At 62.5% G+C, this 21,558-nt stretch carries 19 protein-coding genes, 1 pseudogene and 1 riboswitch; of the genes and pseudogenes, 5 read left to right on the top strand and 15 right to left on the bottom strand.

Translation table 11 applies throughout. The features are described from left to right. Positions 1-56: 56 nt before the first annotated feature. The gene (lysC, locus tag Aeroheme_RS12810) at positions 57-1,409 is read right to left on the bottom strand and encodes a lysine-sensitive aspartokinase 3 (protein ID WP_025326592.1); all 1,353 of its coding nucleotides are present in this window, start codon (positions 1,407-1,409) and stop codon (positions 57-59) included. Between the two features lie 86 nt (positions 1,410-1,495). After that, a riboswitch (Lysine riboswitch) is annotated at positions 1,496-1,717 on the bottom strand. A gap of 108 nt (positions 1,718-1,825) precedes the next feature. After that, positions 1,826-3,154, bottom strand: coding sequence for an amino-acid N-acetyltransferase (argA, locus tag Aeroheme_RS12805; protein WP_025326593.1), 1,329 nt, complete (start codon positions 3,152-3,154; stop codon positions 1,826-1,828). A gap of 252 nt (positions 3,155-3,406) precedes the next feature. On the opposite strand from argA, the gene msrA reads away from it, so the two are divergent. Continuing rightward, positions 3,407-4,039, top strand: coding sequence for a peptide-methionine (S)-S-oxide reductase MsrA (gene msrA / locus Aeroheme_RS12800; RefSeq protein WP_408781934.1), 633 nt, complete (start codon positions 3,407-3,409; stop codon positions 4,037-4,039). Positions 4,040-4,318: 279 nt separating this feature from the next. Here the strand turns inward: msrA and Aeroheme_RS12795 are convergent, their stop codons facing one another. Genes Aeroheme_RS12795 through Aeroheme_RS12785 form a run of 3 tightly spaced genes read right to left on the bottom strand, consistent with a single transcriptional unit; the run spans position 4,319 to position 5,579 of the window. Continuing rightward, positions 4,319-4,654, bottom strand: coding sequence for a DUF3802 family protein (locus Aeroheme_RS12795; protein WP_163137332.1), 336 nt, complete (start codon positions 4,652-4,654; stop codon positions 4,319-4,321). Positions 4,655-4,665: 11 nt separating this feature from the next. Continuing rightward, entirely contained in the window at positions 4,666-5,202 is a 537-nt protein-coding gene (locus tag Aeroheme_RS12790) for a GNAT family N-acetyltransferase (protein ID WP_395948631.1), read from the bottom strand. 5 nt (positions 5,203-5,207) lie between these two features. Then, positions 5,208-5,579: an MmcQ/YjbR family DNA-binding protein gene (locus tag Aeroheme_RS12785; protein ID WP_395948630.1), complete on the bottom strand. Its 372-nt coding sequence runs from the start codon at positions 5,577-5,579 to the stop codon at positions 5,208-5,210. A 109-nt stretch (positions 5,580-5,688) separates the two neighbouring features. Here Aeroheme_RS12785 and Aeroheme_RS12780 point away from each other — a divergent pair, with 109 nt between their 5' ends. Continuing rightward, positions 5,689-6,477, top strand: coding sequence for an alpha/beta fold hydrolase (locus Aeroheme_RS12780; protein ID WP_289987372.1), 789 nt, complete (start codon positions 5,689-5,691; stop codon positions 6,475-6,477). Positions 6,478-6,611: 134 nt separating this feature from the next. On the opposite strand, the gene Aeroheme_RS12775 is transcribed toward Aeroheme_RS12780, so the two are convergent. From Aeroheme_RS12775 to Aeroheme_RS12750, 6 genes and pseudogenes are all read right to left on the bottom strand, one after another. Next, positions 6,612-7,430: a DUF5677 domain-containing protein gene (locus Aeroheme_RS12775; RefSeq protein ID WP_368169405.1), complete on the bottom strand. Its 819-nt coding sequence runs from the start codon at positions 7,428-7,430 to the stop codon at positions 6,612-6,614. Between the two features lie 209 nt (positions 7,431-7,639). Further along, a pseudogene (locus Aeroheme_RS12770) lies at positions 7,640-8,184 on the bottom strand (lipocalin family protein); the annotation flags it as partial. A gap of 92 nt (positions 8,185-8,276) precedes the next feature. Next, entirely contained in the window at positions 8,277-8,978 is a 702-nt protein-coding gene (locus tag Aeroheme_RS12765; protein WP_395948629.1) for a cold shock domain-containing protein, read from the bottom strand. A gap of 495 nt (positions 8,979-9,473) precedes the next feature. Next, a complete protein-coding gene (locus Aeroheme_RS12760) occupies positions 9,474-10,514 on the bottom strand; it encodes a lipocalin-like domain-containing protein (RefSeq protein WP_411167244.1) in 1,041 nt (346 codons plus the stop codon). Positions 10,515-10,537: 23 nt separating this feature from the next. Further along, a complete protein-coding gene (locus Aeroheme_RS12755; protein WP_411165979.1) occupies positions 10,538-12,958 on the bottom strand; it encodes an FtsX-like permease family protein in 2,421 nt (806 codons plus the stop codon). A 9-nt stretch (positions 12,959-12,967) separates the two neighbouring features. Continuing rightward, positions 12,968-13,642 carry an ABC transporter ATP-binding protein gene (locus Aeroheme_RS12750; RefSeq protein WP_289975189.1) on the bottom strand — a complete coding sequence of 225 codons (675 nt, stop codon included), beginning with the start codon at positions 13,640-13,642 and terminating at the stop codon, positions 12,968-12,970. 152 nt (positions 13,643-13,794) lie between these two features. Between Aeroheme_RS12750 and Aeroheme_RS12745 the strand changes: the two genes are divergently transcribed. The 3 genes from Aeroheme_RS12745 to Aeroheme_RS12735 all read left to right on the top strand — a co-directional run bounded on the left by Aeroheme_RS12745 (position 13,795) and on the right by Aeroheme_RS12735 (position 16,410). After that, positions 13,795-14,268, top strand: coding sequence for a DUF4357 domain-containing protein (locus tag Aeroheme_RS12745; protein ID WP_025326602.1), 474 nt, complete (start codon positions 13,795-13,797; stop codon positions 14,266-14,268). Between the two features lie 121 nt (positions 14,269-14,389). Further along, complete coding sequence (nhaD, locus tag Aeroheme_RS12740) at positions 14,390-15,817, top strand: sodium:proton antiporter NhaD (protein ID WP_411165978.1); 1,428 nt, start codon at positions 14,390-14,392, stop codon at positions 15,815-15,817. 29 nt (positions 15,818-15,846) lie between these two features. Further along, positions 15,847-16,410 carry a pyridoxamine 5'-phosphate oxidase family protein gene (locus tag Aeroheme_RS12735; protein WP_411165977.1) on the top strand — a complete coding sequence of 188 codons (564 nt, stop codon included), beginning with the start codon at positions 15,847-15,849 and terminating at the stop codon, positions 16,408-16,410. 82 nt (positions 16,411-16,492) lie between these two features. Here the strand turns inward: Aeroheme_RS12735 and Aeroheme_RS12730 are convergent, their stop codons facing one another. The 4 genes from Aeroheme_RS12730 to Aeroheme_RS12715 all read right to left on the bottom strand — a co-directional run bounded on the left by Aeroheme_RS12730 (position 16,493) and on the right by Aeroheme_RS12715 (position 21,490). Further along, positions 16,493-17,695, bottom strand: coding sequence for a Bcr/CflA family multidrug efflux MFS transporter (locus Aeroheme_RS12730; RefSeq protein ID WP_411165976.1), 1,203 nt, complete (start codon positions 17,693-17,695; stop codon positions 16,493-16,495). 116 nt (positions 17,696-17,811) lie between these two features. Beyond that, the gene (locus Aeroheme_RS12725) at positions 17,812-19,458 is read right to left on the bottom strand and encodes a hypothetical protein (protein WP_411165975.1); all 1,647 of its coding nucleotides are present in this window, start codon (positions 19,456-19,458) and stop codon (positions 17,812-17,814) included. A gap of 87 nt (positions 19,459-19,545) precedes the next feature. Further along, positions 19,546-20,811, bottom strand: a complete 1,266-nt coding sequence (locus Aeroheme_RS12720; protein WP_411165974.1) for a hypothetical protein — start codon at positions 20,809-20,811, stop codon at positions 19,546-19,548. A 106-nt stretch (positions 20,812-20,917) separates the two neighbouring features. Next, on the bottom strand, positions 20,918-21,490 hold the full coding sequence (locus Aeroheme_RS12715; protein ID WP_411167243.1) for a hypothetical protein: 573 nt from the start codon (positions 21,488-21,490) through the stop codon (positions 20,918-20,920). Positions 21,491-21,558 lie beyond the last annotated feature (68 nt).

Genomic DNA, 21,558 nt, shown 5'->3' with positions numbered 1-21,558 from the left:
CCGATAACAGACACTTCTCCCCACGGGGAGAAGGGTCTGCCCAGGTTTCGTCAGGCTCAGTCGAGCAGCTCCTGATGGAGGCGGTTGACTATGTTGCCCGCCTCGCTCTCTTTCACCAGGAAGCAGAGGTTGTGGGCGCTGGCGCCGTAGCAGATCATCCGGATGTTGTGCTCGCGAATGGCGTCGAACACCCGGCTGCCCACCCCGGCGGCCTCGCTCATGCGGTTGCCGATGAGGGCCACCAGCGCGAAGTCGGTCTCCACCTCCACCTTGCACAGCTGGCCGAGCTCCGCCAGCACCTTGTCGCCCAGGATGGGCTCGCCGTTGCTCTGGCTGCCGGTGTGATCCAGGGTCAGGGAGACGCTCACCTCCGAGGTGGTGATGAGATCCACCGAGATGCGGTGACGGGCCAGGATGCCGAACACCTCTGCCAAAAAGCCATAGGCGTGGAACATGTTGAGGCTGTGCAGGGTGACCAGCACCTGCTGGCGGCGCAGGGCCACGGCGCGAAACAGCGGGCTGGTCTCGGTGCTGGCGCGGATCCAGGTGCCACCGGCGGCGGGATCCCTGGCGGAGCCGACGAACACCGGAATGTCCTGGCGCAGGGCGGGTTGCAGGGTGGCCGGGTGCAGCACCTTGGCGCCGAAGGTGGCCATCTCGGCCGCCTCCACGAAGCTGATCTCGGGGATGGGACGGGCCCGGGTGACCAGGCGCGGATCCGTGGTGTAGATGCCGGGCACGTCGGTCCAGATCTCTATGCTGCCTGCGTCCAGCGCCTCGGCGAGCAGGGCCGCGCTGTAGTCGGAGCCGCCCCGGCCCAGGGTAGTGGTGCGGCCATCGGCGTCGGCGCCGATGAAGCCCTGGGTGATGACGAGGCTGTCACCCAGCAGGGGGCCCAGCGTGGCTTGGCAGAGGGTGCGGGTGGCCGCGAGATCCACGGTGGCCTTGCCAAAGCGGCTGTCGGTGCGCAGCAGCTGGCGAGCGTCCTGCCACTGGGCCTTGATGCCCCGCTGGTGCAGCAGCTCGGTGAAGAGGCGGGTGGACATCAGCTCGCCGCAGGCGATGAGGCGATCGGCCAGCTCGGCGTCCGTGTGCTGGCAGGCCTGGCGGGCCATGGTGCGAATGTCGCCGAGCTGGGCGTGAATGAGAGCGCTCACTTCGCCCGGGTTGCCGAGCGCCGTCAGTATGGCCTGCTGGATCCCGGTCAGCTTGTCGAGCTGGGCATCCTGCCCGGCTTCATCCAGTTCACCCTGGGCCAGGCTCACCAGCAGGTTGGTGACACCGGCGCTGGCGCTCAGAACCACCACCCGGGTCGCCGGATTGGCCAGCACCACGTCGGCGCAATGGTTCATGGCCGCGGCATCGGCGACACTGGTTCCGCCAAACTTGGCGACGTTGATCGGGTTCATTGCATACTCCTGTCTCAAGGTGAAAATCCGGTTTCATCGGGCAAAAGAGAGGAGGAGGCAGAAAATGGCAGGAAAACGTAAGGATCCCGGCCAGAAGCACTCCATCCGCGGTGCCCATCCCACAAGGATCCTGCTGGATGCCTGTGGGATGCACACGACCGATGACAACCCGGGGGATTCAGCCCCCGCAGCCGACGTTGAGGTATCCAGTTGCCTCACTCGTCTCGGCGCTGCTCCCCCTGACCCAAGTTCACCGGACTCTGGCGTCCTCCCTTGGGCTGCCTGGGCAGCGCTCCTCTTCTGGTGCCACCTCGGAAGGTGGCGTGCATGTAGAAATACCCTGCACTGGATTGCACTGTCAATCGAGTTTGTAAAAAAGTACACAATTGGCAACAACCAGGCACAAGATCAATCAGTTACGAAATCGTCTTGGACAAAACCTTGGAGCGACGCTGCCAGTTGTAGAGGCGCTGGCGCGCCACCGGCAGATCTTCCACTTCCAGGGGATCGAAGCCCCGTTCCCGGAACCAGTGGATGGAGCGGGTAGTGAGCACGAACAAGCGGCGGATGCCGAGCCGCTTGGCCCGCTCGGCCACCTTGGCCACCAGCTGATCTCCCCGGTTGGAGTTGCGGTACTCGGGGTGGATGGCGACGCAGGCCATCTCGGCCATGGCTTCTTCCATGAAGCAGTAGAGCGCCGCGCAGCCGATGATGAGGCCGTCGCGCTCTATGATGGTGAACTTGTCTATCTCCATCTCCAGCTGCTCGCGGGAGCGGCGTACCAGTATGCCTTCCTCCTCCAGCGGCCGGATGAGGTCCAGGATGCCGCCGATGTCTTCGATGGTGGCGGCCCGCGCCCGCTCGGCGCTCTCGCGCACTATCTGGGTGCCGAGCCCCTCGCGGCTGAACAGCTCCTGCAGCATGGCGCCGTCATCCTGATAGCTCACCAGGTGGGAGCGCGGCACGCCGCCGCGGCAGGAGGCGATGGCCGCACGCAGGTAGCGGGCGGTGCCGGACATCTCCTCACCCGCCTGCTCCAGCTCCACCAGCAGCTCTTCGGCCTGCTCGGGGAAGAGCTCCGAGATGGCCACGCCCTGCCTGTTCATCACCCCCTGGGTGCTGCTGAAGCAGATGAGCTTGTCGGCTTTCAGATCCACCGCCACCCGGCGCGCCACCTCTTCCGAGCTCAGGTTGAAGCTCTCGCCGGTGACCGAGCAGCCGATGGGGGAGATGAGCACCAGGCCATGCTGATCCAGCTGGCGGGTGATCCCCTCCACATCGATGCGCCGCACCCGGCCGCTGTGGCAGTAATCGATGCCATCTTCCACCCCGAGCGGCTGGGCGGTGACGAAGTTGCCGCTCACCACGCTGATGCGCGCCCCCTGCATGGGGGTGTTGGCCAGTCCCATGGAGAGCTGGGCCGTGATATCGTATTGCAGGCCGCCGCACACCTGCTTGATGATGGCGAAGCTCTGATCGTCGGTGACCCGGATCCGTCTGTGGTACTGGGCCTCGATGCCGGCACGGGCCAGCGCCTCGTCGTTTTGCGGACGCGAGCCGAACACCAGCACCAGGCGAATGCCGAGCGTCTGCAGCAGGGCGATGTCGCTCACTATGTTGGCAAAGTTGGGGTGGCAGATGGCTTCCCCGCCCATCATCAGCACGAAGGTGGCACCCCGGTGCACGTTGACATAGGGGGTGGATTGCCGAAAGGCATGGACCAGGCTGGGTTCGCGTTCACGCACGTGTTTCGTTCCATAAAAAAGCAGCAATTTGCTCAATATATGAAAATAAATTCACAAATCAAGACTAAATATTGGTTTTGCTGTTTTGTGCCGCCATTTTGACCAGCCGCAGACGCCCTGCGCCTGGGTGAACCGGGCGGCGGTCAGCCTGCTGAAGGGGCCGCCTTGGTTGATCCGGGCTCATAACCTGTTATCTTCGGGGTTCCTTTTCGTCAGCCGCCTCGCGCGGGATTTTATTCAAGGACAGGGCATATGGAGCAGATTATTTCACCGGCAGAGGCCCTGCCGGGACGACGGGAAGCGCTGGCGATCGGCCAGCAGCATGCCGTCAACAGCCACCCGACCCAGGGCCCCTGGCCCGAGGGGATGGAGCTGGCCTGGTTTGGCATGGGCTGTTTCTGGGGCGTGGAGCGCCTGTTCTGGCAGCAGCCCGGCGTCTATTCTACCGCCGCCGGTTATCAGGGGGGCCTGACGCCGAACCCCACCTACAAGGAGGTGTGCAGCGGCCTGACCGGTCATGCGGAGACGGTGCAGGTGGTGTTTGACCCCAAGGTCATCAGCTACGGCGATCTGCTCAAGTTGTTCTGGGAGCAGCACGATCCGGCCCAGGGCATGCGCCAGGGCGGCGACATCGGCACCCAGTACCGCTCGGTGATCTTCTATGGGGATGAAACCCAGGAGGCCATCGCCCAGCAGAGCCTGGCGGCCTACCAGCAGGCCATGATGGCGAGTGGCGATGCCCGTGCCATCACCACCCGGATCCTGCCGCTGGCACCCTTCTACTACGCCGAGGATTACCATCAGCAATATCTGGAGAAGAACCCGGAAGGCTATTGCGGCCTGGGGGGCATTGGCGTCTGCCTGCCGCCTAGCTTGAACCGCTGAGGCGCAGCCTGGATAAAACAGGGGCCATTAGGCCCCTGTTTCGTTTTTTTGAAAGAAATATTAAAAAAAGCGTCATGGCCGGGAACTTAACCCAACCTCGGCAGACTAATCAGGGTAGCTACCATGGACGGCAGCCAAGACCAGACACATTTCTTGCCTCGATATTCATTCAACTGACAAGCGCGATGAATCGGAAGTGATAGCAAGCAGGGCTGCCCTTTGAGGCGGCCCTTTTCATTTTGCGGATCTTTGCGGGCCGTGTGGCCGCGGGGGAGGGGACTAGCCGATGGTGCTGTCGAACAGGTTCTTGATGAGATCGATGAACTCATCGAGGAAGGCGTGCTGGGCCGGGGTGGGCGCCCGCAGCCAGACGGCGGAGAGCACCTCCTCCAGATCGGCCACCACGGCGTCGGCCTCCTGCATGATCATGAAACGCACCTTGGGGTCGAGCTGGGGGTTCTGCTCGCAGATGGCCATGAGGTTGTCTGCCACCCGGTTGCTCACCAGATCCTCTATGGTCTGGGAGCCCGTGCCCTGCTGCTGGCTCTCGAACAGGCCCAGACTCTCTACCAGATACTCGATAAGCGCAATATAACCGTCGCTCTCTACCACCATGATGGCTGCCTTCATTCATTGCTTTGGGGAAATGGTGGGTATTTTAGTGGCTGGCCCTGGCTTGGCAAGCGGCAGTAGAGGCGATGGCGGACAAAACTGACCCCGCCGCGCTCCACGGTTTCCAATCCGGCCTGCTCGAAGCCGTGACGCAGAAAGAGCGCGAGGCTGAAGGCGCTGGCCTCTGTGGTCAGGCTGTGCAGGCCCAGCTGGCTGGCCGCCTGCAAGGCCCGCTCCAGCAGCAGGCCGCCGAGCCCCTGGCGCGGATGATCCGCGCTCACATAGAGCAGGCTGAGGTGGCCGTCATCGCTTAAGGTGACAAAGCCAAGGGGCATGCCCTCCTGCTCCATGACCCAGCCGTGGTGCTCGCGCAGCTGGCTGGCGAGACCCGGATGACGGGCGCCCTGGGCCCATTGCTCCACCTGCTCCGGGCTGTAGTGCTCCGGGCCCAGGCGGCGCACCGACTGCTCGAACAGGGCGAGCAGGGCGGGAATGTGCTGCTCCCTCAGGGGGATGATCCGGGCGGGCGAGGATTTTTGTGTCTGCGGCATGGCTGTTATCCTGCCTTTGCTGATAAGGTCGGCGCCTGTGGCCGCTTGGCTTTGGGCAAGCCCGCCACCACGCGCTGGTAGGAGTGTTCAATCCAGCCCTGCCAGAGCTCGGCGTCGAGGCTCTCGGCCAGGGTCACCGTGTTCCAGTGCTGCTTGTTCATGTGCCAGCCGGGTTTGACTTCGGGGTGTATCTCTCGCAGCAGCAGGGCGAGCTCGGGCTCGCATTTGAGGTTGATGGTCAGCGGCTCTGCCTGCCAGTCCACCAGGGCGAACATCTTGCCGGCGATGCGATAGACCAGGATCTCGGGGCCAAAGGGAGTATCCTCGGTGGCGCCGGGCTGGCTTAGCAGAAATTCACGTAACGATGCAAGGCTCATACAGGACTCCATGCTGGTCCGATGATGGGTGGCAGCATATTCAGCGGGGCGCCCCTTCTGTTAATATGCCCGCCGAGTATATCCCCCAACCCCCCCGGGAGCCCATAAGATGTTGTACCACAAGACCTTTGAGCTTGGCCCTGAGCGGGATTGGGTGGTGTTCGTGCACGGCGCCGGCGGCAGCTCCTCCATCTGGTTCAAGCAACTGCGCGCCTACCGGGAGCACTTCAACGTGCTGCTGCTGGATCTTCGCGGCCACGGCCAATCCAACCAGTTGCAACAGGTGGTCAAGGGCCACTACAGCTTTCGGGCCGTGACCGAGGACATCTTGCGCCTGCTCGATCACCTGCGCATTCCCCGCGCCCATTTTGTCGGCATCTCCCTTGGCACCATCCTCATTCGCCACCTGGCCGAGCTTTGCCCGGAGCGGGTCAAGAGCATGGTGCTCGGCGGCGCCATACTGCGCCTCGACATCCGCTCCCGGGTGCTGGTACAGCTTGGCCGGGTCGGCCAGCACATACTGCCCTACATGTGGCTCTACCGCTTGTTCGCCTTCATCATCATGCCGCGCCAGCACCATCAGGAGTCCCGCAACCTCTTCGTGCGCGAGGCCCGGAAATTGTGCCAGAAGGAGTTCAAACGCTGGTTCCGCCTCGCCACCGAGGTGAACCCCTTGATGCGCTACTTCAAGGAGCGCGCCCTGCCGATCCCGACCCTCTACCTGATGGGGGAGGAGGATCATATGTTTATCGCCCCGGTACGCGAGCAGGTCGCCCGCGACCCCTACAGCCAGCTCGCCATCATCGAAAACTGCGGCCATGTCTGCAATGTGGAGCAGCCGGAGCACTTTAATCGACAGTCGTTGGCGTTTATATCCAACCAGACGGCTGCGATATAAGCCATTTAATCGATAAGGTTTGGCGTAGGTTGGGTTGAGCGGAGCGAAACCCAACACGGAAATATTATTTTCATCCCAATGAACGTCGGTTTGGAGCATTTCGAGTAGGTTTGATTAGCGGAGCGTAATCGAATCTATGAACCAACTGCAAGCCCAGTTGCAATTGCAGCCTCCTTGAAAGCATTTTTAGATTCCTTAGCTACTGCATTGAAGGTTTCATCGTGGAGTGATGCTAAAAGGTTAAACAATGTGTCTATGCTAGCACCCGCCATTAAGTACAAGGTTGAGAGCGTTTGGTGAAAATAGCAGTCTAAACTCACTTGGTCGTGGGGTGGCTTGATCTCATAGGTACTTAAGTGAAAAATTGCGCCATAAATGGTCCCGTGCAATGCTTCTGATGCATTAGCATAAATTGCCAGCAGGCTCATAAATAATCCGGTATTACCTAACGTTGCTTCGATTACAGCAGCTCTTTCCGGGAGGGAAACATTTGTCCAACGTGTCTTTTCTCTTCCTCGTTCACTTGTGAATTTTGCGATTGCAGCGCGGATTTTTGGTGGGAGTTCAAAATCTCCACCGTTGAGCGTAAGTCGTGCTTTAACCTGTCCATTGGCTTCAATAGATTGATCTAGACTTCGACCTGCTTTGTTCAGGGAGTAATCAAGATAATCTGAAAATGTAGTGTCCGTGCAGAGTTGAAGAAAACAGAAATTTGTGACCCGTTCTATTAGAGCTCTCGAGATAATATAGGCCTGGTTAGTTCGGGAGTTATCACACAACAACCGTATTGAAATTGCGTCTTCGATAATTGCAGAATAGATCGCATAGAGGTGTGAGATACGTGGCTGGTTACACTGATTTATAGTGCTTACGTTATCTACGAGTAGCTTTATTTGGCTATCTAAAAATAGGGCCAAAATTTTTGAGCCAGCATGGGTGCTTATGGTCGTCATTCTTATTTCACAGATCTAATGTTTGGTCAAGGAGTGGACGTTTGTGGAAATTTTCTTGGTCTAACAAGCCGATGATAGAAATCATATGTGCAAAGGCAACAAAGGGTCCATCTAGATATGGTATCAAGCAACCACCTAAATGCTGAGTGAAAACTCACTCAACGAATGGAATTTGAATGATCTTTTGAAGCCGATCTGATTTCAAGGTCTCAATACCCCGTCATCTCCAGATAGCCCAGCCCTTGGGAATCTCCTTCCACAGTCACAGCGCCTTCCCAGTAATCGAAGCTGCCGGTCATGGCCTGATTGGGCTGGCGGGCACGGATGGTTAGCTGCATATCGGCGGCTTCCAGCTGCCACTCGACGGGATAGTCTTGCCCGGGGTGAGGCGGATTTGATCAGGGCTTAGCACCCGGCTGCTGCCGTCCCGCTCAATCAGGATGCCGTAGCGGTTCTCCGGTTCGGGACGACCTTCCTTGGTGCGCAGGCGAAACAGCATCAGCTCGCGGCCATCGGCAAGTTGCAGGGAGAACCAGTCCCAGCCCGATTGCCACTGGGCCAATACCGAGCTGATCCACTCGTGATCGAACCAGCCCTGGCCCGTGACAGTGCGGGTCTCCCCCTCCAGGGTCAAGGTGCCACTTAGCGTCAGGCGCGGGTAGGAGTAGTAGAAGGAGGAGTTGCCTGGACTCTTCTCGCTGTAACCATTTTTACCCAGCAGCACCACAGGCTTGGCGGTGTTAACCCTGAGATTGTGTTCAGAACGATGGTAGTCCTAGGTTTTCAACGAACTTTTATTTGTGGGGTTGCATAGCTGACACACACCAAGTTTTTGTTAATTGATGATTAACTAAGCCAATTTGCAATAGATAATAGACCCACAGGAATGGCTATCAATATTGCTAGAGTGCCAAGGCAACCACTGCCTCTGCTTGATGATGAGTAGGGGTTATGATTTGTGGTTTCTCGATTACGCAACCATTCAGCATGGCAATTTGAACAGTAGAGTTTTAGTGTGCCCATGTTCCATGCGCGTATAGTTCTATTATCAAATGGAACATTACAACGGCAACGAGAACAGGTAAACAACTTACTTGAAGGTGTTTTGGAACGATTAAAAAGAGCAAGAAAAAAGGCTGTAGGCAATGCAATTAGTACCGATATTGTTACATCGTTCGTTTTAAAGTAATTGAAACCGGCTAGAGCTAAAGAAACGATAGCAATGATCAGCAATAAATAATCCAGAAGCGTTTTTCTGACTGGTTCAAGGATGATTTTCTTATCACTTGATTGGCTCTTAATGTGAGAGTTTTGTTTGGCGCGCGATTTGATAGGGAGAAGCGTCAATCCTTCATAGTAAACCACAGTGGCTCTCATGCGTTGCTGACTATCTACTGTAGCTTCAAACCATACATCATCATTAATTTGTGGTCGTCTGCTTCTTGGATTTACAGTGGAGATATGAAAGAAGATCTTTTCTGATCTATCGTCAGGTATAATAAAGCCAAAACCTTTGTCGTCATTCCATTGAGTAATTTTACCTTTCATTGAACCCCCATAAGTATTAAGTGATTGTTTAATAATTTATTATGTGGAAGTTTCCATATAGTAAGGTATTTCTATTCCAAGTATATTCATAAATATTACTGAGGAATAGAACATACGACTGATATTTAAATGCCCAAGCGATCCCACGGATCCACGCCATGAATACATGGAACCTTTCCTCATTATCCATCAATAGGGTTCACAGATATCCATTCCTGATTCCTTTTCTCAGCAAACTACATAGCTACCGCACGGATCACAGAGTCCGTTGTGCTGCAGTTGACCAAATTGAGGAGAGATACACCATAGTCGCTCCCTGATTGCCTTTGGGGCTGTGAGGGCCGGATGAGTAGGGTACCAAGTGCGTATCCAGTTGTTGAGCGAAACGTTTTCTAGGGCGGGGAATTTAAGCGCATTTTTGATGGGGATCAGAAATCGGGGAGAGCAGACAGCTTAAACAAGGCATTATGCAGAGAAATAGAGCAGGCCCTAGGCTTAATACCCCGTCATCTCCAGATAGCCCAGCCCTTGTGCATCTCCTTCCACAGTCACAGCCCCCTCCCAGTAGTCAAAACGGCCCGTCATGGCCTGATTGGGCTGGCGCGCCTTGATAACGAGATTCAAATCGGCGGCCTTAAGTTGCCACTCGACGGGGTAGTCTTGCCCCTTAGGGCCGCGCCAGGTTTTGCCGGGGGTGAGGACGATGGATTCCGGGGGCAGCACCCGGCTGCTGCCATCCCGCTCAATCAGAATGCCGTAGCGGTTCTCGGGCTCGGCGCGGCCCGCCTTGGTGCGCAGGCGAAACAGCATCAGCTCGCGGCCATCGGCAAGTTGCAGGGAGAACCAGTCCCAGCCCGACTGCCACTGGGCCAATACCGAGCTGCTCCACTCGTGATCGAACCAGCCCTGGCCGCTGACCTTGCGAGTCTCTCCCTCCAGAGTAAGGGTGCCGCTCAAATTCAGGCGCGGGTAGGAGTAGTAGAAGGAGGCGTTGCCCGGGCTCTTCTCGCTGTAACCCGCTTTGCCTTGCAGCACCACAGGCTTGGCGGCGCTCACCTTGAGGTTCAGCTCACCCATCTTGCTCTGCACCTTCAAGGTGGCGGGAAAGAGCGCATCGCCTTGAGAGGCCAGCCGCCACTCTCTTAGCCAATATTCGCCGCCGCTGGCGCCGGCGAGCCCAGGCCCCTGGCGGCTGGTGCGCTCATCCTGGCTATGAGTGCCACGGTCCAGATCCGTGATGGCGAACTGGGCCAGCCAGAGCTGGGGGCTGAGCCAGGGGTTGTCAGATGTGATCTGCTGCTCGATACCTTGCCGAAACAGGGTCCACTGGATGCCGTAGTCGCGCCCCTGCTCGTCTTTCAGGTTGCCGGTGAGATACCACCACTCGGATCTGTAGTCCGGGTGGGCGCCGTGATCGGCGGGCAGTCGGATGGGCTGGCCCGGCTCGGCCTTCCTGAACTGATCGCTGCCGCCCCCGAGCAGGGTGCCCAGGTCGCTGGCACCGACCGTAGCGCCATGGAGGATGCAGGCAATCATCAGCGGCCACTTCCAACTCAATTTCATACCACTCTCCTTGCGGCATACCAGGAGGCGAGTGCCCCGCACAGGGGGGCCAGCAAGAGCGCCGTGACGGCGTGCAAGGGGGCGGCCTCGAAGGCGAGGCGCCAGCCAAAGGCGCGGGGGTTGACCACCTCAATCAGCACCCAGGCGAGGCCATAGCCCACCGGCAGGGCCAGCAGCGCCGTGAGCAGCCCCAGTCCTGCTCCCTGCCACACCAGCAGGCGGCGGCAGTGGCGGGGGCCTATCCCTAGGCTCTGCAGGGTCTGCAACTCGCCACGGCGGGCCAGCCCTAGCACCATAAAGGCGGAGCCTATGCCGACGAAGGCGATGCCGAGGATCAGCAATTTCAGCAGCTCGGTCACCACAAAGGTCTGATCGAACACCTTAAGCGCCGCGGTGTGGATGGCGGGGGCGGGCAGCAGGTTCACCCGCTCGCCAAAACGGGCACGCAGCCGATCGCTTAGGCCCTCGGGATCCGTGCTGAAGAGGGCGAGGGATTGCACCGCGCCCCCTTCGAAGGCGTGCAGTATCTGCCCCTTGTCGCTGCCGTAATCCTGATAGACGCCGGTGACGGTGAGGGCCCTTGGCCCCCCTTCGCTCGTCACATCGAGGGTCTGCCCCACTCTGACCCCGAGGCGCACAGTGAGGGGCTCGCTCGCCAGCACCTCGTCGGGCGTTGCGGGCCAGCGCCCGGCCAGCAAGGGGTAGGCGGCCTTGAGCTCGGGGATAAAGTCCATCTGCGCCCACTCTATGGGCTGCCCCTGCCAGCGGGCGGGATGCACGGCGCGGCGGGAGGCGGCACGCACGTCCGGCTCGGCCAGGATAGCGGTCAGGCTCTGCTCGCTCAGCTGGCCTCTGCTGCCTGCCACCCCCTTGGGGGCGCTGACATAGAGGTCGGCGGCGAGCCGCTGGCCGAGCCAGATCTCCACGCTCGAGCGAAAGCTCGACACCATGACCCCGATGCCGATGGCCGCGGCTATGGCAAGTTGCAGCGCCATCACGGCGATGGCGGTGCGATCCAGATGGTATTGGGTCTCGGCCACCCCGAGCCGGACGCTGAGGGGGCCGTGCCCGCGCAGCCGCCCCAGCAGGGCGCGCAGGGCATCGGGCAGGGCGAGGGCCATGGCGAGCAGCCAGCCCCCGGCCACGAAGAGGGCGCCCCCCAGGCCGGTCTGCGGTAACAAGAGACAGAGGGCGCAGAGCAGCAGTATGGCGATGGCGAGCAGGCGCCTGCGCCAGGGATGAACCGGCGGGCGGCTGCTCCCCTCCCGCAGTTCAAGAGGAGATTGGCGCAGCAACTGCCACCAGCCGGGGAGGTTGGCGGCAAGGGTGCCAGCCAGGCCTATCAGCAGCGCCTTGATGAGACTTGCGGGGGAGAGGCGCAGCAGATCGATGGGGTTGGGGCCATAAAGGTCTGCCAGCGCCTGGGTGAGCTGCCCCATGAGGGCCAGCGCCAGGAGGCTGCCGAGCAGCAGCCCGAGCAGGGTGCCTATGGTGGCGAGGATGAGCAGCTCCAGGGCCAGATAGCGGAGTACCCGGCTTGGCGGCATCCCCAGGATGATGAGCTGGGCGAGCTGGGGGCGGCGCACGCTCTGCACGAAGCGCTGGGCGTTGAACACCAGAAACAATCCCACCGCCATGGCGAGCAGGGAGAGGGCGCTGAGGTTGAGGGCCAGGGCATCCCCGAGCTGGCTGGCATCGAGGGCCGGGCTGATGGGCTCGAGCCAGAGCGGCTGATGGGGGTAATAGGTTTGCAGCGCCCTTTGCAAGGTATTGGCCTCTTCGTCGCTTAACTTGAAGACGATGCGATCCAGCCTTCCTGCCTTGCCAAGCAGGGGCTGGGCCAGGCCTATGTCGGTGACCAGCAGCCGCTCCATGGGGACGGCGCCCGGCTCGAAGGTACCCGCGAGAGTGAGGGTGAGTGTGCGGGCACTTTCCCCGTCACCGCCCAGCATAAAGGAGCGAGACTGCCCCGGGGACCAGTCGAGGCGTTTGGCCTCGGGGGCCGAGAGCCAGACGCTGTCGGCGCGGCTCAGGGTGAAGTCGGGTTCGCGCCCCGGCTGCTCGCCAAAGAGTCGGCGCAGGGGGCCCGGGTTGAAGAGATCCATCCCCAGCAGCTGGAAGCTGCGCCCCTGCTCATCCTTGAGCCAGGCGTGCAGCTGGGGCATGGCGTCAAGAGCGGGCTGGCTTCGCACCAGCCGAACGTAGAGCCCCTCATCCAGGCCGCCGCTCGGGGCCAGGCGGTAGTTCGCTTCCCCCGCGAGCTGGCTGCGGGCGGCGACGAAATTGGTGCGGGCGCTGTGGTTCAAAAGCTCGATGGCCACCACCAGGGTGACCCCTAGCATGAGCCCGGCCAGGCTCATCAGGAGCAGCCAGGGGTGGGCGCGATAGAGGCGCAGCAGCGCCTTCAGCGGCAGCATGATTTGGCGTCACTCATGGGGTCTGGCCTCGAGCAACTGCCCCCCTTCCAGGCGCAGCACCCTGTCTGCCAGGGCGCCATAGCCGGGGTTGTGGCTCACCAGCAAGAGCCCTGCGCCCGTGTCCCGCACCGCCGCCATCATCAGCCCCATCACCTGCTCGGCGTTGTGCTCATCGAGGCTGCCGGTGGGCTCGTCAGCGAGCAGCCACTTCGGCTGGTGAACCAGGGCCCGGGCCAGGGCCACCCGCTGGCGCTGGCCGCCGGAGAGCTGCTCCGGCCAGGCGTGGCGTTTGTGGCTCATTCCCAGACGTTCGAGCAGGGCATCGAGGCGCGCCATGTCGCGGGGCAGGTGGTTTATCTCCAGGGGCAGGCAGAGATTCTCCAGCACTGTGAGGGTCGGCAGCAGGTTGAAGTCCTGATAGACGATGCCAAAATGCCGGCCGCGCAGGCGGGCCCGCTCGTCCGGAGACTGGGTGTCGAGCCGGGTCTCTCCCAGCCAGATCTCCCCCTCATCCGGGGGGATGAGACCGGCGATGAGGTTGAGCAGGGTGGACTTGCCACAGCCGCTCTGCCCCAGCAGCAGACAGGTTTCGCCGGGGTTGAGCTTGAGATCCAGCCCGGCAAACAGGGGGAGCGTCTCACCGCCGTTGGCGAAGTGTTTACCGAGGTTGCGCAGATTCAGCATGGGATAACCGGTTGATGGTCAATGGCTTTCACAATGTCAGTCACTATGCCAGTTAGTGATCGCGCCTGCAAAAGGGATGAGGATCCTTGCTGGATCCCGCTCACCAGAGGTGGTTAGAATAGGGGCTTCCATGGGTCACAGGATGAGCAAGGATGTTACACAAGCAAGTCAGTTTTATCGTCGACAGCAAGGGGGCCAAGCAGGCTGCCGTGGTCCCCATCGATATCTACAACGAGCTGATGACCCTGCAAAAGGCGCTCTCCGACAACAAGCCTGGCGAGCGCGAGCTCTACCACTTCAATGGCAAGGGGGCCGAGGCCCATGGCTATCCGGTGGGCAAGCGGCAGAACCCCGGCTTCATGGTGCAGGCGGGTTCCACCGCCAACGGCGAGGATGCCGCCTCCTTGCGCGAGGCGGTGATCGAGCTGCGCCAGGAGCTGCTGGCCAAGGGGGTGCTTGTGCCCCGAGCCGAGGGGGGCTTCGTGTTTAGCGCCGATCAGCTGTTCAACAGCCCGAGCCTGGCCGCTAGTCTGGTAGCGGGTAACAACAGAAGCGGGCTGGATGCCTGGCAAAACAGTGCAGGCTACACCCTCAAGCAATCCGGTTTCGGCAAAAAATCCCCCTGATGCCCCCTGAGCCACGCCGCCCGGCCGAGGCGGGTGGCTCGATCATCAGGATAGGGATGAGGGTGACTTCCCTGTCCGCTGCTAGCCTCAATGCCAGACAGTTCTCAAGAGACGCGCACTCATGTCTGGATCCTCACGCCTTGCCCCCTTGTCCGGGCTCTGCCTGTTCTGTGGCCCCGCCCTGGCCGAGGGCGGCCCCCTAGCCCTGACCCACAGCGGCGTCGGCCTCTTTGCCCTCGTCATCTTCGTGCTCGCCTACCTCCTGGTGATGGCCGAAGAGTACCTGAAGCTGCGAAAATCCAAGCCGGTGCTGATCGCCGCCGGCATCATCTGGATAGCCATTGGCGTCGTCTATGCGGACGCGGGGCTGAGCCCGCTGGCCCACGAGGGGTTTAGGCAAAACCTGCTGGAATACGGGGAGTTGATGCTGTTCCTGCTGGTGGCCATGACCTACATCAACGCCATGGAGGACAGGCTGCTGTTTGCCGCCCTGCGCGCCCGCCTGGTGCGGGCCGGGCTCAGCCTGCGCACCCTGTTCTGGCTCACCGGGTTCCTGGCTTTCTTCATCTCCCCCGTGGTGGACAACCTCACCACTGCGCTCCTGATGTGCACAGTGGTGCTCAATGTGGCCAACGAGGATCGCCGCTTCATCAACCTGGCCTGCATCAACATCGTAGTGGCGGCCAATGCCGGCGGCGCCTTCAGCCCCTTTGGCGACATCACCACCCTGATGGTATGGCAGGCGGGCAAGGTGCCCTTCGGCCAGTTCTTTGCGCTCTTCATCCCCGCCCTGCTCAACTTCCTGATCCCGGCCCTTTTGATGAGCCTGATGGTGCCGCGCCATGCCCCCAGGGTGCTGGACGAGGAGGTGACGCTCAGGCGCGGGGCAGCCACCATAGTGCTGCTCTTCCTCCTCACCATAGGGACGGCCGTCGCCTGCCATCACTTCCTGCAACTGCCCCCTGTTCTCGGCATGATGACGGGGCTGGGCTATCTGCAATTTTTCGGCTTCTACCTGCGCAAGACCCAGCCTGGTGTCCTGGCGCGAGAGCGCGCCCTCTATGAGCGCACCGGTGACGAGGCGCGGCTGCTGCGCCTCGGCTCCATAGTGCCGTTCGACGTGTTCAACAAGATTGCCAAGGCGGAGTGGGACACCCTGCTCTTCTTCTACGGGGTGGTGATGTGCGTCGGCGGGCTCAGCTTCATGGGGTATCTGGCGCTGGCGTCCCAGCTCCTCTATCAGGGGGATCCGACCCAGGCCAATGTGGTCATAGGCCTGCTCTCCTCCGTCATCGACAACATTCCGGTGATGTTCGCCGTGTTGTCGATGGAGCCGCAGATGTCGACCGGGCAGTGGCTGCTGGTGACCCTGACCACGGGGGTGGGGGGCAGCCTGCTCTCCATCGGCTCCGCCGCCGGTGTGGCCCTGATGGGGCAGGCCAGGGGCATGTATACCTTCGTTGGCCATCTCAAGTGGTTGCCTGCCATTTTGCTTGGCTATATGGTCAGCATAGGGGCGCATCTGTGGCTCAACAGCGCCCTGTTCTGAGCACCATGAAGATTGCAAGGGAAGGGACTATGGGACAACTGTTCGAGGCGCTCTCGCCGCGCCATCTGGCCTTTATCGCGGCGCAGAAGATCTATTTTGTCGGCACGGCGGCGGAGGGCACGGTCAACCTCTCCCCCAAGGGCGGGGATTCGTTGCGCATTCTCGATGCCCATACCCTGGCCTGGCTCAACCTGACCGGCAGCGGTAACGAGTCGGCGGCCCATGTGTTGCAGAACCCGCGCATGACGGTGATGTTCTGCGCCTTCGAGGGGGCGCCCATGATACTGCGGGCCTATGGTCAGGCGCGGGTGCTGCACCGGGGCGATCCGGGCTGGGAGACGGCCCTGGCGCGCTTCCCGGCCAGCGTGGCGGCCCGCCAGATCTTCCTGCTCGACATTGAACGGGTCCAGACCTCCTGCGGCATGTCGGTGCCCCTGTTTGACTACCAGGGGGACAGGGAGGATCTCGCCAACTGGTCGGCCCGCCAGGGCAAGGAGGGTATCGAAGCCTACTGGCGCAAGAAGAATCAGCTGAGCCTGGATGGCGTGGAGAGCGAGATCCTGGCCCGCAGCGGCTTGCCGGCAGACGCCTGAGGAGCCGCGTCCCTGATGCAAAAAGCCCTGTCCGGTGGACAGGGCTTTTTCGTGTCGGCATAGCGGTGAGCCGAAGGGATCGTCAGACCGCCCTGGCACGCTTGCCGGTGAGCAGCCAGTAGCTGAGCGCCGAGCCCAGGCCACAGGCGGCGATGGCGATGGCCATGGGCAGCGGCGACTCGGGGGGATTGAGGTTGACCAAAATGCCCACCACGGCGCCTATGCCAAAGCGCAGTGTGCCCGCGAGCGCCGAGGCGGTGCCCGCCGACTGGGGGAAGTGGCCCATCAGGCCCGTCATGGCGTTGGCCCCCACCAGGCTGATGTGCCCGACGAAGAGCACCACGGGGATGACGATGCCCCAGAGGCCCCCGGTCTGGCTACAGGCGTTATAGATGAGCAGGGCCCCGGCCAGCGGCAGCACAGTCAGGCCGTATTGCAGCATGCGCTCGGCGCCCACCCCCTTCACCAGACGGCTGTTGACGAAGGTGACCACCATCATCAGCAGGATGTTGAGGCCAAAGAGCCAGCCGTAGTGCTCGGTCGGTACCTTGAAATACTCGATATAGACATAAGGGGAGGCGCTCAGGAAGGCGAACATGCCGGAGCTCGACAGGGCGCCGCACAGCACATAGCCCATGGCGCCGCGGTGGGAGAGCACGCCCCAGTAGTTGCGCAGCACCTGGCCAAGCTTGAGGGGCTGCCTGTGTTCGGGTTTGAGGGTCTCCTGGATCTTCCACTGCATCACCACGCAGATGAGCAGGCTCACCCCCACCAGCAGCCAGAAGATCACCCGCCAATCGCTGTGGGCGCTGATGTAGCCGCCCACCACCGGGGCCACCAGGGGGGCCAGCGTCATCACCAGGATGACGAAAGACATGGCCCGCGAAAACGCATCCTTCTCGAACAGATCTCGCAGCAGGGCATTGACCACCACGGATCCCGCCGCGCCCCCTGCGGCCTGCAGCATACGCCAGGCCAGCAGTTCCGGCAGGGAGTCGGCCATGGCGCAGCCCACCGAGGCCACGGCGAACATGGTCAGTCCCGCCAGGATCACCGGCTTGCGGCCGAAGCTGTCGGCGAGCGGCCCGTAGAACAGCTGACCGATGGCGAAGCCGCCGAGGAAGGCGCTGATGGTGAGCTGGGCCCCGTCTATGCTGGTGGCCAGATCCCGGGCTATGGCCGGAATGGCGGGCAGGTACATGTCCACCGCGAGCGGGGTCAGGCCCGCCAGGGCGCCGAGCAGGATGAACAGGAAGCGGGGAGAGAGGGGCGTGGCTTGAGGCATAGGGTATCCGAGTCGTGGCAGGGCCGGGAAAAGGGGCGAGTGTTGAGTCTATCAGCTTTGGCAGGCTTGAGCAGGTCTATCCTGCCCCGGCCCTTGAGGTCAGATCTGCGGCGGGATCAGCGCCCCGGACGCCTCGCCCTGTGGTGGCACAGAAGCAGCAGCCAGCCCAGCCACCCGAGCAAGGAGAGGGCATTGCCTGCCCGCTCGGGCCAGCGCGCCGTCAGCCTGAGGGTGAGGCTGTGGCTGCCCGCCGGCACCCAGAGCTGCATCAGGCCCTGGGGATTGGCGCCCACCGTCAGCATCAGGCGCTCGTCGAGCCAGGCCTGCCAGCCGGGGTAATCATACTGGTGCAGGACCAGCCGGGTCGGCACGGCCGCCGTCACCGCCAGGGTCAGGGCCCTGGGCTGCCAGCGGTGCACTGTCCAGCTGGCGCCCGGGGGCTCGGCGCTCACCGGGGGCTGGAACTCATCCTTCCAGGCGAGCAGGGTCGGGGCGAACATGCCCCCCGGCACCATTCTTGGCCTGTACTCCCGGGCGCTGCGCTTGCTGTCGAACTCCAGGGCCATGGCCTCCCGGGTGGGGGCCTGGGTGAGGGGGGCGTGACGGACGTAGGCGAGGGTGGTGATCAGGGTCAGCAGGAGTGTTCCCCACCAGAGCCACTGCCAGGGGCGGTGAGTGGGGGTGCCGAGCGCCACCACGGCAACCGTGGCCAGGGTGAGGATGAGATTGAGCCGCCAGGGAAACTGCACCCGTTGCAGGGGGGGCAGCAGGCTCCAGAGGGGCTGGCTCAGGGGCAGCATCATCAGGAAGGCCCCCACCCCGAGCGCCCCCCAGCACAGGAGCTCGGGGTGGCGCGGCTCGCGGGCGGCGGCCCAGGCGATGAGCAGCAAGGCCAGGGTCAGCAGGCTCTGCCACGCCAGGTGGCCGCGAAAGCGCCAGTCTCCCCAGCCCGAGGGCAGGCGGTCGAGGAAGTTGCGCCTAAAGTCGAACATGCCGCCGCGCATCAGCTCCATGGAGATGGCCCCCTGATCCGCCAGGGCGGGCAGCAGCAGGGCCGCCGCCATGCAAAGTCCCAGCCCCTGGGCCCCCAGGGCTATCCAGCAGGGCGCCAGGGTGCGGGATCGCCAGGCGAACCAGAGGGCGCGCACGCTGACCAGACCCATCATCAGCAACAGGCTGGGCAGGTGGGAGAAGGCCAGCAGCGCCAGGCCCAGGATCAGCAGGGGCAGGCCCTGGCGCAGGCCGCGATGGGCGAGATCCTGGCCAAGCAGGATGAGCGGCGCCCAGGCGAAGGCCCAGAACTCCGCCAGGGCGAAGCGGGCATAGAGATCCATGGCCAGGTGATAGGGCAGGATCAGGTAGAGCAGGCTGACCGCCAGGGCCCGGCCAGGGGGCGTGGTGGCGCGCAGCCACAGATAGGCGAACGCGCCCGAGAGCAGCAGCGCCAGGGTGGCGCTGCCGAGCAGGGGATAGATGGCCTGCTGGGCGGGGGCAGCCGGGCCGGCAAAGAGGGCGCTGACATAGTAGGGGAGCGGGGGATAGAAGAAGAAGGTGGGGCTGCCAAAGCCGCCATTCATGGCCATCAGCCAGCGGGGATAGAGCTCCCCTTGCCACAGCTGGCGGGCAAAATAGTGGCCTGAGAGCAGGTGGTGGAACAGATCGTGCCCCTGAGTGCCCCCCTGCAGCCAGATTGGCAACACCAGGAGCGCGCTGGCCAGCGCCAGAACCAGGGGCACCAGTGCCCACTCCTTGCCTCCCTTCATGCATCCTCTCCCTGCCACGCCCATGCGCAGTGAGTGTAGACGAGTCAGCTGGCGCAGCGACGCGTTTGGGCCAGAGCCCCGCACCTGTCAGCGCGGTATGGCGAGCCAGAGGCCGGGTTCGGCGCCAAAGCGGGGGGCAAACCAGTGCGCCTGGTGGGGGAGCGGCATCTCGCTCTGCGCTATGGGGCGGCGGCTGAGGCGGCAGGCCCCCTGGGTGAGCGCAAGGGCCGCATCCCCCTGGTACCAGCCATCGGTGACGGGCAGGGTTGTGGTTTCCCTAAGCAGCCGTACCCCCCACTGGGTCACCAGGGCCGGGCAGGTCCGTTCGGCCAGTCGGGCGGCCTGCACCATGGCGGGCGGCGCGGCAGGCGGGGTGAGAGTGCTCATCAGCAGCAACAGGGCCCCCAGCATGGCTGGTCGCTCGCCCCATAGGGGCAGCCTGCCCGCTAGCAGCACTATGCCGAGCAGGGTGACGGGGGCCAGATGGCGGGGATTGTCCGGGTTCTGGCCAAACAGGGTCCAGAGCAGCAGGGCGAGCCAGTAGAGGGTCCAGAGCGGGGAGAGGGCCTGAGATTGGCGCTGCACTCCTTGCCAAATCGGCAGCACCAACAGGGCTCCCATCGGCAGGGGCCAGAGTGGGGTGAGCTGAGCGTTGAAGGTGCGGGCCCAGCTCAGCAGCCGGTCGCCGTGGGCCGCCGCCGTGTTGCCCCAGAGGGTGAAGTGGCCGTCGGTAAAGCGCCGCCCCTCGCCAAAATAGGCCCAGCCATCGGCCTGCCAGACAAAGATCAGACTTATCAGCCCTACCAAAGCGATGGGCAGCAGAAATTTGCGCCGCTCACCCTTGTGCTCTATCCCGAGCCAGAGCGGCAGCAGGGCCAGCACAAAATAGGAGGGGCGCAGGGCCAGCAGCAATCCAACCATGAGGCCTGTCAGCGCTATCCTGCGATGCTGCAAGGCCAGCAGCGCCCCGAGCCAGGCGGAGAGCGCCGGCCCGTCCGAGAGGCCGGAGAGTGCCAGCGTCGGGGTGAGCGGCAGGGCCAACACCAGCAGCCAGACGGGGGCGAGCAGGCTTGGTCGTTGCCACAATCTCACCGCCAGCAAGGCGGCGAGCGGCGCTATCAGCGCTGTGCCCAGGAGGCTCGCCCACTGCACCGCAGCGGCGGGATCGTCCACTACCAGATTGATCAGCCGCGCCAGCCAAATAAAGGCGGGGTAGCCCGGAAAGTGGGGGGAGAACTCCAGCACGCTGAAGCGCACCACCCCGTGGGAGAAGTTCAGGGCGTCGTCGGAATCGAGGGCCACCGGGAAGGTAAATAACCAGCCCGTCCAGACCAGTTGCAGAAGGATCAGCAAGTAGGGTCGATTAGCGAAGCGTAATCGGCCGTGGTGACGCCCCCCTTCTCCCCTTGCGGGAGAAGGGCCGGGGATTAGGGGGGCCGTCATCATCGATGAAATGTCATCAAAGCGGCGCCAGCACGGCCATCAGCGCTTTTTCGGCGTCTGCGAAGGCGGCAGCATCGGCAGGCTTGGCCCCCACCCCGAATACCCCAGGGTTGCCGATGGCGTCCAGCACCTTTGCCAGCGCCTGTTCGGCGGCCTTGCGATCCCCTTCACCGAGGGAGGGGAGGATCAGATCGAGGAAGCGCTTGCTCTTGACCACCAGCACCTTGGCGGTCTGGTAGTCGCCGAGGTTCTGGCTGGCCCCCTCGAGGCGGCGCTCTATCTCCGCCTTGTAGGCGCGGTTGAGCAGGGCGGCTGTGGCAGCGGCATCTTTCCCCTTGATGGCGGCGGCCAGGGGCGCTTGCAGTGTCACCTTGTGGTGCTCTTCCAGATAGGTCAGCTCGTCCGCAATCTCGCTCAAGGTGGCGCTGGCATCCTTGCCGTCACTGGCGGCGCCAAGCAGCGCCTCGCGGGCGTCGATCAGCGGCTCCTTGCCGGCGGCGGCGTAGGAGTAAGCCTGCACCTGGCCGCTCAGGGTCAGCAGCGGGCCCGTCAGTAGGGCAAGGGCGATCAAGCCGTGGCGTATGGTCATCCTGTTCTCCTTGTTGATTTGTCCTGACGGCATGGCGCCAGTCCTGATTCGTTGGACCCCACCCCGAC

The organism is Aeromonas sp. DSM 116730 (assembly GCF_046581335.1).
Taxonomy (GTDB): Bacteria; Pseudomonadota; Gammaproteobacteria; order Enterobacterales; family Aeromonadaceae; genus Aeromonas; species Aeromonas rivipollensis.
Note: the sequence above shows the minus strand (reverse complement) of the source record. Positions and strands in the feature narration are given on the sequence as shown.